Here is a 14,301-nt window from a genome sequence, read left to right on the forward strand (position 1 = left end):
ACCGTACAGATGATGCCCGACTGACGATTGAGGTCATGAAGGAGGCCGTTGCGCGAGGAGCTTTGGCTGTAAACTACGCCAAGGCCGACAAGCTGCTGTATGATGACGGACGAATCAGCGGCGCAAGCGTAACGGATCGGGTAACGGGGCAGTCTCATGAAATCCGGGCTTCGCTGGTTATTAACGCCGCCGGACCGTGGGTGGATACGCTGCGGGAGATGGATCGGTCCAAAGAAGGCAAGGTGCTTCGCCTGACCAAAGGTGTCCATCTGGTGTTCGATGCCAAGCGATTCCCGCTCAGACAGGCCGTTTATTTTGATACACCGGATGGACGGATGGTATTCGCCATTCCTCGTGACGGGAAGACGTACGCAGGTACGACCGACACGGTATATGAAGGGGATACAGCCCATCCCCGAATGACCGCCGAAGACCGGACCTATGTACTTCAAGCGATCAACGGCATGTTCCCTGAGGTGAAGCTGTCCGTCAAGGATGTGGAATCGAGCTGGGCTGGTGTGCGGCCGCTCATTTATGAGGATGGCAAGAGCCCTTCGGAAATTTCACGCAAGGATGAAATTTGGGAATCCCGCTCGGGCCTGATCACGATTGCGGGCGGTAAGCTGACAGGCTACCGGAAAATGTCCGAGCTGGTTGTAGACCGCGCGGTACGGGAGCTGGGCCGCTTGCATGGGCAGAGCTTCCGGGCATGCCGCACCAGGCACATCCCGATCTCGGGCGGCAGCGTAGGCGGCTCCGCTGGTTGGGAAGCCTTCGTGAGCGGGCAAGCGGTAGCGGGTGCTGCGCTCGGGTTGCCGCCAGAAACCGCAAGGGCGTGGGTCACCCGATACGGCTCCAATGCGGAGCGGCTGTTTGCCATTGCGGCTCGCAGCATGAAGGAGGCCAGCGAGACGGAAGCCGCACTGCCCGTGGAAGTGCGTGTCCCGCTCCTGTATGCCATGGAGCAGGAAATGACGGTGACACCGTCTGATTTTTTCATACGCCGAACCGGGGCGTTGTTCTTTCAGATTGACGGGGTGAAGCGCTGGAAGCAGCCCGTCATTGCGCTGATGTCTGAGCATGCAGGCTGGAGCGCCGCGCAAGAGCGCCAATATGCGGCAGAGCTGGACGCTTATTTATGTGAAGCTGTGACGCCTGTTGAGGCAGATGAGAAATCCGGCGCTGTTAAAGCGATCTGATGGCAGCGAGAGATGAGGGGGCCTTGCTCCCGAATAGGCGAAGAACCTCCATTCCACTAGCTAGTGGAATGGAGGTTCTTTGTTTTGTATATGAAGAACTCACAGCATCAAGTGGAACAGGAACGGCGCAGCCGCCAAGGTAAAGAGAGCGGCGAGCACCATAGAGATGCTGGAAATAGTGCCCGTCAGCGAACTGAACTCGAACGCTTTGGAAGTACCCGTACCATGAGCGCCGGTACCGAGCAGTACACCGCGCGAAACTTCATTTTCGATACGGAACAGCTTAACGATCATCGGACCGATAATGAGACCGCTCAATCCGGTCAATATAACGAACACAGCCGTGACCGTCGGATTACCGCCAATCGTTTGTGAAACATTCATGGCAATCGGTGTCGTAATGGAGCGAGGAATCAGGCTGCTCATCAGCGAGGAATCCAGATGCATCCATTTGGCGAGTACCATGGAGGATACTACGGCTACGACTGAACCAGACAGCACGCTAAGTACAATTTGGGCCGCATGTTTTTTCAGCACAGGGAAATATCGGTATAAAGGGACGGCAAATGCAATCGTGGCTGGTTGGAGCAGCGTGGAGAGCAAATGGGCACCCGAGTTATAGGAACGGTAATTTACACCCGAAAGCGTTAAAATTAAAATAATAATGATCGGTGTAATGAGTAGTGGAGACATATATACCTTGGGCAGTGTACGGTACATGCGTTTGGCCATCCAGTAAATAGCGAGCGTCAATACAATACATAGAAGTCCGGTCATGAGGATTTGTGCTCCTTTCGTTTGCCGAGCAGACTGGCGATCATGCCCGTGCAGGCCATCACGAGAAAGGTACCGAGCAGTACGACCAGCATAATGCTCATACCATCGTGCTCCAGCATCGGCCAATAATTCATAACGCCGACAGCGGAGGGAATAAAGAATAATAGCAGCTCGGCCAGCAGCCAGTTTGCGCCGATCTCAATCCAGCTTAGGCGGATCACGCCCGTTTGCAGCAGAATAAAGAGAATCAGCATGCCGATAATGCTACCAGGTACAGGCAGGTGGAGCCAGGAGACCATCGCGTTCAGGATGAGCGAAAAGGCCATCAGGACGGCGATCTGGAGGACACCGCGTATGAAGCTTTTCATATATAATGGCTCCTATCTATGAGTTTCGTTATTTTCAAACTGTAATGAAATTTTACATCACAAGCTTTCATGAGTAAAATGCATATAAAGAATGTGATGTATTCCGTTTATCTATGGAAGAAGGTGATAGGATGGATATTCGACATTTGCAGTATTTTTTGGAGGTCGCGCGCTTGCGCAGCTTTACGAAGGCGGCCCAGAGCATGTTTATTACACAGCCGACGATCAGCAAAACGATTAAAAGTCTGGAGGATGAATTGGGTGTCGCATTGTTTGACCGGATCGGCAAAAGAATCGAGCTGACGGACGCGGGGAAGGTGATTGAGCTTCAGGCACAAGCAATTGTGAAATCCTTCCAGAGCTTGTCCTCCGAGCTGAGTGATTTGATGAACCTGAAAAAAGGGCATATCCGTATCGGCCTGCCCCCCATGGTCGGATCGAGCTTTTTTCCGCGTGTCATTGGGGAATTTCACAAGGCATATCCCGATGTGACCATTCAGCTATTTGAGGATGGGGCGAAAAAAGTAGAGCAGGACGTAGGCGCGGGTGCATTGGATATCGGCGTAATTGTGTTGCCGCCGAGTGGGGACATATTCGAGACGTTTCTGTTCGTGGAGGAAAAGCTGAATTTGCTGGTTCACCCTACGCATGCACTGGCAGAGCGTACAGAGGTACCGCTGGCAGCGCTGGCGGAGGAATCGTTTGTGCTGTTCCGCGAGGATTTTACATTGCATGACCGTATTATTGCAGAGTGTGTCCGGGCTGGCTTCCAGCCGCGAGTCGTCTATGAAAGCTCACAATGGGATCTGATCAGCGAAATGGTTGCTGCGAACTTGGGGATAGCGCTGCTGCCGGAAGCGATTTGCCGTGACCTTGATTCCGAACGATTACGTGTTATTCCACTCGTTGATCCCGTCATTCCCTGGCATCTAGGGATGATCTGGCGAAAGGATCGGTATCTGTCCTTTGCCGCCAGAGAATGGATTACGTTTACGCAGGAGCTACTGCGGACGCAGTACGGAAGAAAGTAGTGTCCTACCGGAAAGTTAACGTGTACAGGTATGGGAGTGGGATACGATGCTATGTACAAAAAAAGCTGCCCTTACGGGCAGCGGTGTAGCTTTCTTCTATTAATGTGCCTGATTGCTACCATTTATCGCACGCTTGGTGTGGAGATACTTGTCCATAATTCGGTCAAGCCTAGAGGATTTGTCCAATACACGTTCATCCCTTAATCCATGTAAGGTTGCCATACGATTTAGTTCGCGGCGTTCTTTTTCCATGAGTTTTTCCAATTGTTCGAGGTTCAAAAAGCCCACCCCCCCATGTAGATTGTAAGGCATGTCTCCTCTAGCGGCAGAAGGTTTTCTAATACGATTCTTATTTCCATTTTACCACTTTTTATTAACAATAATCCAGCTTTCCTGACATTTAGCGACTTATAATTATCGTTTTGCTATTTCTACCCGATTGCGTCCTGAATGTTTTGCTTCATTTAGAGCTAAAAGCCCTATTTCTATATTTCGGAAAAAAGAGGTCATGAGTGAATACCAGTTAGATGACAAACAATCCTTTTGCCTCTTACGTTTCGTCTGTCTACGTGATACAGTGAAAGGACTATGACCGGAACGGGTGATCGTATGAAGGAACCAATTAACATATCGGTGCGACCCCTTGTGGAATATGTGCATCGGAGCGGCAGCATTCACGGTGGTTTCCGCTCGAACAGCAGCATGTTGGAAGGAACACGCGTGCACCAGCTTATCCAAAAAAGCTATAAGGAGCATGACCGCAAAGAGGTACATCTGCGCACAGAAATTCTATATGAGGATGCCCTATTTATCGTTGAGGGCCGCTGTGATGGACTGATTGAGCTGGACGGCATATGGACGGTTGATGAAATCAAATCGGTCTCCATTCCTCTCGAAGATATACCGGGGGATGGTCAACCTGTGCATTGGGCACAAGCGTTTCTGTACGCCTATATGATTGCCCGCGAAGAGCAGCGCAATTCCATGCAGGCCCAGCTTACTTATGTACAGGCACACAGCGGAGAAATTCGGCGGTTCAGACAAGAGTTATCCTTTGCAGAGCTGGAGACCTTTGCGCTGAGGATGGTCGAGGGTTATGCGCCGTATGCTTTCCTGTTAAGAGCACATGCGGAGAAACGGGATGCCAGCATTGCAACACTGGCCTTTCCCTTTGATACATATCGTTCAGGCCAGCGGCCTCTGACGGGTTCGGTGTACAAGACGATTGCAGAAGGGGTCAATCTGTTTGCCAAAGCGCCTACGGGTATCGGTAAAACGGTATCCACCCTGTTTCCTGCGATCAAGGCCATCGGTGAAGGGCTGGCTAGCCGTGTGTATTATGTGACTGCCCGCACCACGACCCGCGCAGCAGCAGAAGAAGCGTATGCCAAAATGCAGGCCCAAGGGCTGCATATGCATGTAGTAACCTTGACGGCGAAGGATAAAATCTGCTTCAAGGAAGAAAATGATTGCGATGCCGGATCATGCAGCATGTGCGAGGGATATTACGACCGGATCAACGGTGCGGTGTCCGATATTTTGGCGAACGAGACGTTGATGACCCGAGCGGTGATCGAGTATTATGCACGCAAGCACAGGGTATGTCCCTTTGAATTTTCGCTGGATGTGGCGTATGCCTCGGATGGTATAATCAGTGACTATAATTATGTTTTTGATCCGCGTATTTCCCTGAAAAGACTCTTGGAGGAGCACAAGCGAAAAGGTGTTGTGCTGGTGGATGAAGCGCATAATCTGGTGGAACGCGGCCGAGATATGTTTTCGGCGGAAGTGTTGAAATCGTCTTTTTTGGAATTGAAAAAAGAATTCAAGCTGCTAAGCCCGGAGATTGCCGGGGCGGCTAGTGCAGTTAACGCGTATATGATTGCGTTGCGCAAGCTGTACGCGGATACGGGAAAAGCAGTGAATACGGAGGCGCCGCATGAGGTGCTGGAGCTGCTGGCACCTTTTGTAGAGGCAGCCGAACGTGAGCTGTTAATTGGCGTTGGTAGTACGAGCAGCTCAGGAGCAGCCTATACCTTGCTGTTGGATGCGTATTTTGCCGCTCAAAATATGCTGCGGATTGCAGCTTTGTACGATGAACGCTACGTTACCTATATCGAGGCGGGACGCAGTGAAGTGCGGGTCAAGCTGTTCTGCCTGAATCCTTCGCATTTGCTGGGTCAGGCTGTGAAGGGCTATCGCTCGGCGATTTATTTTTCTGCGACGTTGACGCCGCTTGCGTATTACCGGGACATGCTGGGAGCGAGGGAAGAAGATTACACGTTGCAGGTTCCTTCCCCTTTTCATCAGGAGCAATGGGATGTACGCCTGTTGCCGCTCTCTATTCGTTATCGGGATCGTGAACGCTCGAAGGGGGCGATTGCAGATATGCTGGCGGGATTGGCTGAGGAGCGTAAAGGGAATATGCTCGTGTATTTCCCTTCCTATCCGTATCTGCGAGAGGTGTATGAGGAATTTATGGCCCGGGGCGTGTCGGCGGATACGCTGGTACAAAGTCCAGGCATGACCGAACCGGAGCGGGATCACTTTCTGGAGGCTTTTCAGCCGGGGCAAGAGCGTACCCTGCTCGGCTTTGCCGTACTGGGGGGCGTGTTTGCCGAAGGAGTTGATCTGCCGGGTGATCGTTTGAATGGAGTCGTAGTGGTTGGTGTCGGATTGCCGCAAATTGGTGCAGAACGGGATGTGCTGCGAGATTATTTTTCGGAACAGGGACGGAATGGATTCAACTATGCGTATGTGTATCCTGGGATGAACAAGGTTCTTCAGGCAGGGGGCAGGCTTATCCGCACAGAGCATGATGAAGGCTTGCTGGTACTGGTAGATGATCGGTTTGCCAAGGAGCCGTATGCTTCTTTGCTGCCGGAGGAATGGAAGAACTATCGTTTGACAGAACAAGCGGGATCAGGGAAGGAATGGACAGGCTATGAATTTTAATTTTCATAATGACTCTATACGCGGGGTGCTGCGTAGTTTTGGGCAAGAGGAAGCAGAAGTAAACAATATGGAGACTTTTGTGACATTTGCGCGTTTGGCTAACGATATTTTCAGAGAAATGGATACGGATTTGGCCAAGCTGGGTGCCTCTCAGGGCCGGATTATTGTACTTAGCCTGTTGCATTGTCATGCGCCGCATCGGATGACACCATCAGAGCTGGCAGAAAAGGCCGATGTAACGAGGGGGACCATGACGGGGCTAATCGACGGTCTGGAGCGGGATGGCATGATTGAACGGGTGGCTCACGAGAGCGATGGACGAATGGTCACGGTCGGACTAAAGGAGGCCGGACGGAAGCTGCTGGTAACAGTGGTTCCTTATTATACGAAGCTGATCCAGGCATGTATGGCCGAGTTTACGACTCAGGAACATGAGATGATGAAGGGCTTGCTAAGGAAAATGAAAAGCGGTTTTGAGCGGTCCTTGCCGAAAAGCTGAGTTCCTGATTTTAGGGATAAGGGATAGGAGGGCCACGCTGAATGCATCCCATTACAAGGAGTCTGCTTTTACCAATTGCCTGTTTACCAGTGCAAATCTGTTTGTGGCCCGGTTTGATAACTGCAAGCTGGTAGGCTCAGATTTCGCAGGGGCGAATATGGATGGTATCACGATTACAGGCAGAGATTGGTCTTATACGAATTTGCGTCATGCAGATTTAAGAAAACAGGATTTGCGAAAAATACGATTCAAGGAAGCTGACTTATCCGAATGTAATCTGGAAAAGGCAGATTTGCGGGAAGCGGATCTTACCCGGGTAAGGCTGCACCGGGCGCAGCTTCAAGGAACGGATCTGCGCGGCGCGAAGATGGATGGCGTGAATTTCAAAGATTTGAATATCACCGGAGCTAGGCTCGACATACAGCAGGCGGTAGCCGTGGCCCGATCCTATGGAGCCAAGGTGGGAGACTAAAAAGCACGAAGATTCGCAGGAGCTGGCGGCTTGCCCCGGGATATCCCCATGCTGGTTTAGGTTGAAAGTGATGTAGCTGTCGGGACTAGGATTTGGGTACCTGATCTTTATCGGGAGCGGGCAGCAGTGGGATCGCTGCTTCCAGGTTCCGGCCGGGCAATAGTTCAATTCCCGCAGGGTCCAAAGGCTGCTGCGGTACGGTCCAATTGCGGGCAATATCCGCCGAAGCCTGCTGCTCTAGCAAACGCTTGGCTACTTCATAGCACTGTTCGACATGCCGATTGCCAATGGTGCGCATCGCGGTAAAGCCAATCGCGGCAGCCAGTCCTTGCCCCAGTAAGGGTACAAATTTGCTGACCTGCTTGGCGGCGATGCGAACGCCCATCTTTTGCAAAATTTGCACGATCACCTCGCGAGTAATGATTCGACCGATCAGCTTGCTACCGATCGAGGTGATAAAGCCATACACCATGGATTTTGTTTCCGCATCCAGACCGTTTAACTGTTTTTCGGATAATCCGAATTTCCCGTTAATGGCAGGCAGCAACTGCATCAGAATGCCAACATCGGCCAGAACGTCAGCCCCTGGAACTGGAACCAATACTGCTCCGCCCGAAGCCGTAGCCCTTTTCGTCACCATGGATCTGCATTCCTTGCGGATTTGCTCCAACTCTTCTATTGTTCGGGCTGTCATATGCATCTCTCCTTAGTACGCTTCCGAATGAGACTCATGCTTCTACTCTGTTATTACACACATTTGTACCTTTCTTAAGCACGAAGTAAACAAAAAAATCCCTGCTCCAGCGGCAGAACCTGAGGATCAGGACCGGGACCGGACAGGGAAATGGGTGCTTTATATGTTGAACTGACCCGAGAGGGGAAGGATGTATGGTGGGGACAAAAAGAGGTATTAGTTTCTCTTTTTTCTTTGCTGGTCAAGGACTACATAATGATCCAGACGTTGACTCAGCTCTACAATGGAAGGGTCGGTAAAGGCCGCATGTTGTGTTTTTGTAATAAGCTCTCTGCGCAATTCTTCAATGATGGCAAGCAAACCATCCCCGGATGCATTCAGATTGGATACTATAAGCTGCACCTTCCTCCCTGCTGCTCGTAAGAGTATAGAAGCAATTGTGTGAAGTTTTAATTATACATTAATGGTAAATATAGGACTTTTTATCTTGATGTAAAGTAGTATAGCACATTTACTCCAGCGAAGCGATCATGCATAATTAAAGATGATTGCCGATGGGAACATGCCTGTTACGCGGGGATAAAGGAAGGAAGAGACAGATGAGTCAGACAAACGTTTATTTTAATCATGATGGTGGAGTGGACGATCTGGTATCCCTGTTTATGCTGCTTCAGATGGAGCAAGTTCATTTGACCGGAGTATCAGTTATTCCAGCAGATGGTTACCTGGAGCCTGCGACGGATGCCAGCCGTAAAATTATTGATCGTTTTGGACAAAATAAAGGATCTGTGGAAGTCGCGAAGTCTAATTCACGCGGTAAAAATCCATTTCCTGCTGCTTGGCGTTTACATTCCTTCTATGTTGATGCATTACCTGTACTGAATGAATCGGGACAAATGGAAGCGCCGCTTTCCGATCTGCCGGCTCATCAGCATCTGATCGAAAAGGTACGTGGAGCCGAAGGCAAAACACTGCTCCTGTTCACTGGACCGCTGACTGATCTGGCACGCGCGCTGGATGAGGCACCGGATATTGAAGCGAAAATTGACAAACTGGTATGGATGGGCGGTACCTTTGAAAAAGGTAATGTAGAGGAGCCTGAGCATGACGGCACAGCAGAATGGAATGTGTTCTGGGACCCCGAAGCGGCATATCGGGTATGGCAAAGCGGCATTACCATTGATCTGGTAGCGCTGGAAAGCACGAGCAAAGTGCCATTAACGCCAGCCGTACGCAAACGTTGGGCCGCCGAGCGCCGATATGAGGGCGTGGATTTCCTGGGCAACTGCTACGCAGGATGTCCGCCGCTCGTCTATAGCGAGACGAACTCGACCTACTACCTGTGGGATGTGCTGACCACCGCATCGGTGGGACGTCCGGATATTGTAAAGAAAAAGACGGTGCATTGCAGCGTCATTGCAGACGGTCCAAGTCAGGGCAGAACCGTGGAACAGGCGGAAGGCCGCCCTGTCAATCTGGTATATGACACAGACCCGGAAGCCTTTTTTACGTATATGGCGGATTTGGCAAAGCTGGCTGCTCCCAAGCGTTATTAGGCGACATGACTACCTATTAGCAAAAAATCCATGACATGAAAACCCGCGACGATATCCGTCACGGGTTTTTGTTACCCTTTTAGGCTATGTATGAGCAAAATCCAGTCTCTGCTTTAGGCAAATTCTTGATATATTTTCAATGTCAGATGGAGCGTAATCTCAGTCCCGCTACCGGGCTTCCTACTTCAATTTACCTATTCGCTTGCGCAAACCTTCATTGAATAGGTCTGATACGGTCGTGTCTTCGAAAGTATTTGGCTAATTATTACGCATTTATGAAATTAAATAATTATTTTCAGTGATTTTCATAAATCCATATGTAATCTCACGATATGAAAATAGTGTAATAAAATAGGAGGATAGAACCAGTAATATCATGTAAATATTCTATATAATAGGTTCAGAGGTGGGATTATGAATAGACTTGAAGCCCTAGAACACTTCCATAAGACCTATGCGAAAGATGTGCTGAGCCAGAAATTACACCAAGTAGCGTCTTGGTATGAGCAAAGAAAACAAGAGTTAATGTTATCCTTCATTCAATCCTTTCAGCGGATTTGCTTGCAAGCCAGTCATATAGACGCGGCAAAAGCAAGGATCGGATACATTACCTATTCAATGAGGCGTACATACCTGGTGGACCGAAACTATAAATATGTAATCGAAGCCTACGATAAAAGCTGGTTCTTCGATCCCCAGCCATGTCAGGGATTCTATGATGCAGGATGGGCCTTTAGCTTTCTGGGAGAACTGGAGGATGAATTGAACCAACTTCGAAAACCCTATATGAATAAAATTATTGAGCCTGATGTCGAGCGTTTCGTACTTCAAGCTGCGGAACAATTCTATGCTTACATTGTGAAGCTGGCTAAGGATGCTATTCCACAGGCTATACAATTACCGGAATTCCAGGCGCTGAACTACGAGGACGATTTGGAAGTAAGAATAGGGGAATATAAAGGAATCAGTGAGGCGGTGTATTCAGCAGCGTATGGAATATTACATGATTCAACAGGATGATCGTATTACAGATTATATGTATCCAGTAGAGATAAATCGCAAGCAGCTATGGGAATGGGCGGAAAGCTTATCCGTCGCTGATGAAGAGTCTATTTTGCAATTTTATGTTTCTGGTGATGCCGATTATATTGATTTTATAGAGCATCCTGTATCCATAGTTTCTGAACAGCTAAAGGAAATCTTTGATATATATCAAGCCGGATTAAGCTGGAAGTTGGTTGTATTTGCCGATATGCTGCGAATGCAGCAAACAAGGTATTGGCTGGCAAATCCGCCTAGCCTGATGTGTTTATCACCACGTAGTGAATATCATAGGGACGGTACACTGAATAAAATCATTCTAGATGAATATACAGTGGAAAATCATAAAATATTCAGAGTTCAGGATGCCAATCATCATATCATTGTAGACCTCGATGTGGCTGAATGTATTTTAAAGTTTAATTTGACAGGATTGAAATTACGAAAGGTCGAAACAGCGAGTCCTTCTATATAAAGGAGAGTCCAAGAATGAGTGAGAGCTATGTAGTGGATGGGGCACAGATACATTACAGCTATGGAAGTCATACGGGAAGATTTAGTGTTTCAGCTAACAGAGGGATTAGTATTGGTGACAAACTGCAAGGGAATATTCAGGATTTTCACCCGCAGACGCATATCCCTTCTTTCGGAATGTGCCGCAGTATGCATAATCCTACAGTTTCTTCTGCAAACAAAGGTAATTCCGGAAAAATCATTCCGCAGCCCTGCAAACCGAGCGTTTCTATGCCTTGGTTGAATGGAAAGAAGGATGTTTACGTAGATCAATCTCCAGCTCTTATGAGCTGCTCCACGAACTTATGCATGTGGTGTGGAAAAATCTCGTTCACCACAGACGGGCAGGAATAGCTAACAGATTGTAGGATTTGCATCACATGAAAAGCAAACGGAGGGAGTAAGATGGGACTGGCAGGCACTGTGCTGACATATGGAAATATTAGAGTGAATGCACCGTATGAAATTGTCCGGCTGCTGGATTTTGAATTGACGCAGAAGGTGAATGAGCATGGCAAGGTGTATATCACTGCTCTCATACCGGATGAGGATCATGCGAAGTATGACGGTTTAGCGCATGATGAGGATGTGCTGGAGGTATATGAGACGGATGGAGATCAAGGGACAGTTAGTATTTTTAAGGGAATCGTCACCAATATTAGCATCGGATTCAAAAATGGCGTATATCACATGTACATAGAGGCTGCCTCTTTTACATATTTGCTGGATCAACAACGGAAAAATCGTTCGTTTCAAAACCGCAACTTGACGTATTACCAATTGTTCCGCGAACTCATAGATGCTTATCCACACGGGGATTTTATTGACCTGACGGACAGCGATAAAAAGCTGGACGGCTTTATTATTCAGTATGAGGAGAGTGATTGGGAGTTTCTAAAAAGAATGGCCTCTCATCTGCAAACTGGACTGATTGCCGAGATTACATCCGTATTTCCGAGACTATGGTTAGGCGCATCGAAAGATCAGGTGAAAGGTGAATTGAGCAGTATTAACTTCTCGCTTCAAAAAATAAAGGCAGGCCCGAAATATACATATGCTGAAGTGGAAGATACGAAACGCTTTGAACTTGGAGATGTGGTTGTGTTTCAACGAAAACATTGGATCATTGATCAGGTGAATGCAGAGATGAAGCAAGGTATCATGACATACGACTACATTCTTGTTCCAGAAGCAGGCATTCCGAGGGAAGTTATGCATAATCAACTCATACAAGGCGCCTCCATTGAAGGGAAAGTCATTGATTTAGACAGTGAAGGAGAGTCGGTTAAACTTCACTTGTCCGTGGATGCTTTGCAATCCAAAGCAGAAGGGTGCTGGTTTTCTTACCCGACCATGTATACCGGGGATGGGATCGGTTGGCATTGCATGCCTGAGCTTGGGGATCATGTCCATTTGTATTTTCCATCGAGCAAAGAAGAGGAAGCTCATGTGGTTCAATCTCTCCGAAAGAGGGATTACAAAGGAGATGAAATCAGCAAGCCAGAAAGAAAGTTGTTCCATACCAAAACTCAAAAAATAGCGAGATTCGATGATAAAGAAGCAGCTCTCTCCACCCAGAAAGAAAAGATACTTGTACGCTTAAATCCTGCTTCCGGTATTCACGTGTATAGTCATCACGATATTACCTTTCAAGCAGATACAGACTTGGTGCTGCACGGCAAAAAGGTACAGATGAACGCTACTCGCGAAATATCTCTTACGTGCAAAACCAGCTATATCCGAACCGATGGAACGCTTCATATTAAGGCAAGTAAGCTCATGAAAAATCAGGTGCCTGATGCAGAACTGAAAGCCTATAAATCCCTAATTCAAGAATTAAAGGGGAAGGGATATCCACAATGGGTACAGGATTTGCTGCTTCAATTTAAATCGGACTACTACAAAGCCGTGGCAGCAGGGGACAAAAAGGGGGCCAAGGAAGCAGCAGCCAAGGCCAAGCAATTGCGTCAGCAGGTGGCAGACATAGATCGTATGCCTGCCTGGGCAAGAGCGCAAATGCATGAATACACGTCCCAGTGGTGGGAAGCGCACGGCGCAAATGACAAGGCCAAGCAAAAGCAGATGCATCTTTTCGCCAACCAACTGCGTGACAATGTGCTAATCAACGAACTGATTCGTGGGCATTCTGCCAGCTCCTATCTCGATGCGAACCGGTTAGAGGAGCTGTCCGGACAATACGCCGATGCGGCTCATAAGCTGACCGTTGCTGATCAAAAGGCTATCGCCAAGGAAGCTGCTGCTCTGCGGAGTAAGTATGGCGTGAACAGCCTGCTTGCGAGAGAGAATTTGAACAAGCTTGCCAAGAAGTATCCAGACAGCTTCTCATACAAGCTGCCAACTACAGGCGATTGGGATCAGGAGCTTAACGCCGCATTGCATGATTTTGCAAAAAAATACGGTCTGGAGAATAAAGGATATGGTCGTGATGTGCTCGCCGTATACCTGCATCAAGTAGCCAATGGCATTCTTCCATGGCCTAAGGTTAGCAAGGCTGCAACGCCAGCTGTTCCGACAACGAAAACGGAGACGCAGACGCAGACGGAGAAGAAGACTCCGGCTACTCTTGAAAAGCCGCCAAAGGAGGAAGCAAAGCCTACACCATCCACCAGTTCTGCCGAGGAGAAAAGGAAAGCAATTGTAGAATTCGCTAAGAAGTTTTTAGGCAAGATTCCTTACTGTATGGATACTAAAATTACAACAATGAAGCTAGATCCCAACAATCCTCCTGTATATATGGACTGCTCTGATTTTAGTTCCTCGGTGTACTTGACCATATTAAATGTGCATATAGGCGGTACTACAAGAGATCAAATCCATCGGGGGACAGAGGTTGAATACAAAGCTTTACGATCCAGTGGGGATTATAAAAACCTAAAGTTAGGTGACTTAATATTATTTGACTGGAAAAAAAGAGAGGGAAGACAACCGAATCATGTAGGCATGTATATCGGAGATGGGGAATTTATTCACGAGCATGGTAACGCAACTAAGCCTAGTGAAATGGATTCAGATAAAAAGCCTTCTCATAATGTAACGATAGATAAATTAAGCAAAGATTGGAAGGGATCTTACGGTCGTATATATACAAACGTAATAGCAGTTAAGCGTATTATCCAAGACGATGGATCCATTAAAAATAAGTAGGGATGAAGAATCACATAAAGAAATTGAGATA

14 protein-coding genes and 1 pseudogene are annotated in these 14,301 nt (G+C 48.2%); 10 read left to right on the plus strand and 5 right to left on the minus strand.

Annotated elements, in window-relative coordinates:
* A partial coding sequence (locus L696_RS0112460) for a glycerol-3-phosphate dehydrogenase/oxidase (RefSeq protein ID WP_025683923.1) occupies positions 1-1,199 on the plus strand: 1,199 nt, incomplete at its 5' end.
* Positions 1,200-1,298: 99 nt separating this feature from the next.
* Here the strand turns inward: L696_RS0112460 and L696_RS0112465 are convergent.
* The gene (locus L696_RS0112465) at positions 1,299-1,976 is read right to left on the minus strand and encodes a CidB/LrgB family autolysis modulator (protein WP_025683924.1); all 678 of its coding nucleotides are present in this window, start codon (positions 1,974-1,976) and stop codon (positions 1,299-1,301) included.
* On the minus strand, positions 1,973-2,344 hold the full coding sequence (locus L696_RS0112470; protein WP_025683925.1) for a CidA/LrgA family protein: 372 nt from the start codon (positions 2,342-2,344) through the stop codon (positions 1,973-1,975). The genes L696_RS0112465 and L696_RS0112470 overlap by 4 nt, the downstream gene beginning before the upstream one ends.
* A 131-nt stretch (positions 2,345-2,475) precedes the next feature.
* Here L696_RS0112470 and cidR point away from each other — a divergent pair, with 131 nt between their 5' ends.
* Complete coding sequence (gene cidR, locus L696_RS0112475; RefSeq protein ID WP_025683926.1) at positions 2,476-3,375, plus strand: cidABC operon transcriptional activator CidR; 900 nt, start codon at positions 2,476-2,478, stop codon at positions 3,373-3,375.
* Positions 3,376-3,474: 99 nt separating this feature from the next.
* Here the strand turns inward: cidR and L696_RS0112480 are convergent, their stop codons facing one another.
* Positions 3,475-3,654 (minus strand): Spo0E family sporulation regulatory protein-aspartic acid phosphatase, encoded by a 180-nt coding sequence (locus L696_RS0112480; RefSeq protein WP_025683927.1) that lies wholly within the window; start codon positions 3,652-3,654, stop codon positions 3,475-3,477.
* 309 nt (positions 3,655-3,963) lie between these two features.
* Here L696_RS0112480 and L696_RS0112485 point away from each other — a divergent pair, with 309 nt between their 5' ends.
* From L696_RS0112485 to L696_RS0112495, 3 genes and pseudogenes are all read left to right on the plus strand, one after another.
* Entirely contained in the window at positions 3,964-6,330 is a 2,367-nt protein-coding gene (locus L696_RS0112485; protein ID WP_049827365.1) for an ATP-dependent DNA helicase, read from the plus strand.
* Positions 6,320-6,829: a MarR family winged helix-turn-helix transcriptional regulator gene (locus L696_RS0112490; protein ID WP_025683929.1), complete on the plus strand. Its 510-nt coding sequence runs from the start codon at positions 6,320-6,322 to the stop codon at positions 6,827-6,829. Before L696_RS0112485 ends, L696_RS0112490 begins: the two co-directional genes overlap by 11 nt.
* A 31-nt stretch (positions 6,830-6,860) precedes the next feature.
* A pseudogene (locus tag L696_RS0112495) lies at positions 6,861-7,301 on the plus strand (pentapeptide repeat-containing protein); the annotation flags it as partial.
* 85 nt (positions 7,302-7,386) lie between these two features.
* Here L696_RS0112495 and L696_RS0112500 read toward each other — a convergent pair.
* Together L696_RS0112500 and L696_RS28600 are read right to left on the minus strand one after the other, a co-directional pair.
* Entirely contained in the window at positions 7,387-7,995 is a 609-nt protein-coding gene (locus L696_RS0112500; protein WP_025683931.1) for a hypothetical protein, read from the minus strand.
* Positions 7,996-8,211: 216 nt separating this feature from the next.
* On the minus strand, positions 8,212-8,397 hold the full coding sequence (locus L696_RS28600; RefSeq protein ID WP_049827366.1) for an aspartyl-phosphate phosphatase Spo0E family protein: 186 nt from the start codon (positions 8,395-8,397) through the stop codon (positions 8,212-8,214).
* Between the two features lie 197 nt (positions 8,398-8,594).
* On the opposite strand from L696_RS28600, the gene L696_RS0112510 reads away from it, so the two are divergent.
* From L696_RS0112510 to L696_RS0112530, 5 genes are all read left to right on the plus strand, one after another.
* Positions 8,595-9,551, plus strand: coding sequence for a nucleoside hydrolase (locus L696_RS0112510; RefSeq protein WP_025683932.1), 957 nt, complete (start codon positions 8,595-8,597; stop codon positions 9,549-9,551).
* 636 nt (positions 9,552-10,187) lie between these two features.
* Entirely contained in the window at positions 10,188-10,571 is a 384-nt protein-coding gene (locus L696_RS31945; protein WP_245233352.1) for a hypothetical protein, read from the plus strand.
* The gene (locus L696_RS0112520; protein WP_025683934.1) at positions 10,555-11,067 is read left to right on the plus strand and encodes a hypothetical protein; all 513 of its coding nucleotides are present in this window, start codon (positions 10,555-10,557) and stop codon (positions 11,065-11,067) included. The genes L696_RS31945 and L696_RS0112520 overlap by 17 nt, the downstream gene beginning before the upstream one ends.
* A 14-nt stretch (positions 11,068-11,081) precedes the next feature.
* Entirely contained in the window at positions 11,082-11,459 is a 378-nt protein-coding gene (locus L696_RS0112525) for a DUF4280 domain-containing protein (RefSeq protein WP_025683935.1), read from the plus strand.
* 51 nt (positions 11,460-11,510) lie between these two features.
* Positions 11,511-14,270, plus strand: coding sequence for an NlpC/P60 family protein (locus L696_RS0112530; protein WP_025683936.1), 2,760 nt, complete (start codon positions 11,511-11,513; stop codon positions 14,268-14,270).
* Positions 14,271-14,301 lie beyond the last annotated feature (31 nt).

Source organism: Paenibacillus maysiensis, from assembly GCF_000520815.1.
Classification (GTDB): domain Bacteria; phylum Bacillota; class Bacilli; order Paenibacillales; family Paenibacillaceae; genus Paenibacillus; species Paenibacillus maysiensis.

What these genes read in the sequence shown, in the direction of transcription:
- L696_RS0112490 (WP_025683929.1), top strand. Translation starts at nt 6,320, where the DNA reads ATGAATTTTAATTTTCATAATGACTCTATACGCGGGGTGCTGCGTAGT.
- L696_RS0112500 (WP_025683931.1), bottom strand. Translation starts at nt 7,995, where the DNA reads ATGACAGCCCGAACAATAGAAGAGTTGGAGCAAATCCGCAAGGAATGC.
- L696_RS0112465 (WP_025683924.1), bottom strand. Translation starts at nt 1,976, where the DNA reads ATGACCGGACTTCTATGTATTGTATTGACGCTCGCTATTTACTGGATG.
- L696_RS0112525 (WP_025683935.1), top strand. Translation starts at nt 11,082, where the DNA reads ATGAGTGAGAGCTATGTAGTGGATGGGGCACAGATACATTACAGCTAT.
- L696_RS0112470 (WP_025683925.1), bottom strand. Translation starts at nt 2,344, where the DNA reads ATGAAAAGCTTCATACGCGGTGTCCTCCAGATCGCCGTCCTGATGGCC.
- L696_RS0112530 (WP_025683936.1), top strand. Translation starts at nt 11,511, where the DNA reads ATGGGACTGGCAGGCACTGTGCTGACATATGGAAATATTAGAGTGAAT.
- L696_RS0112485 (WP_049827365.1), top strand. Translation starts at nt 3,964, where the DNA reads ATGACCGGAACGGGTGATCGTATGAAGGAACCAATTAACATATCGGTG.
- cidR (WP_025683926.1), top strand. Translation starts at nt 2,476, where the DNA reads ATGGATATTCGACATTTGCAGTATTTTTTGGAGGTCGCGCGCTTGCGC.
- L696_RS0112510 (WP_025683932.1), top strand. Translation starts at nt 8,595, where the DNA reads ATGAGTCAGACAAACGTTTATTTTAATCATGATGGTGGAGTGGACGAT.
- L696_RS0112520 (WP_025683934.1), top strand. Translation starts at nt 10,555, where the DNA reads ATGATTCAACAGGATGATCGTATTACAGATTATATGTATCCAGTAGAG.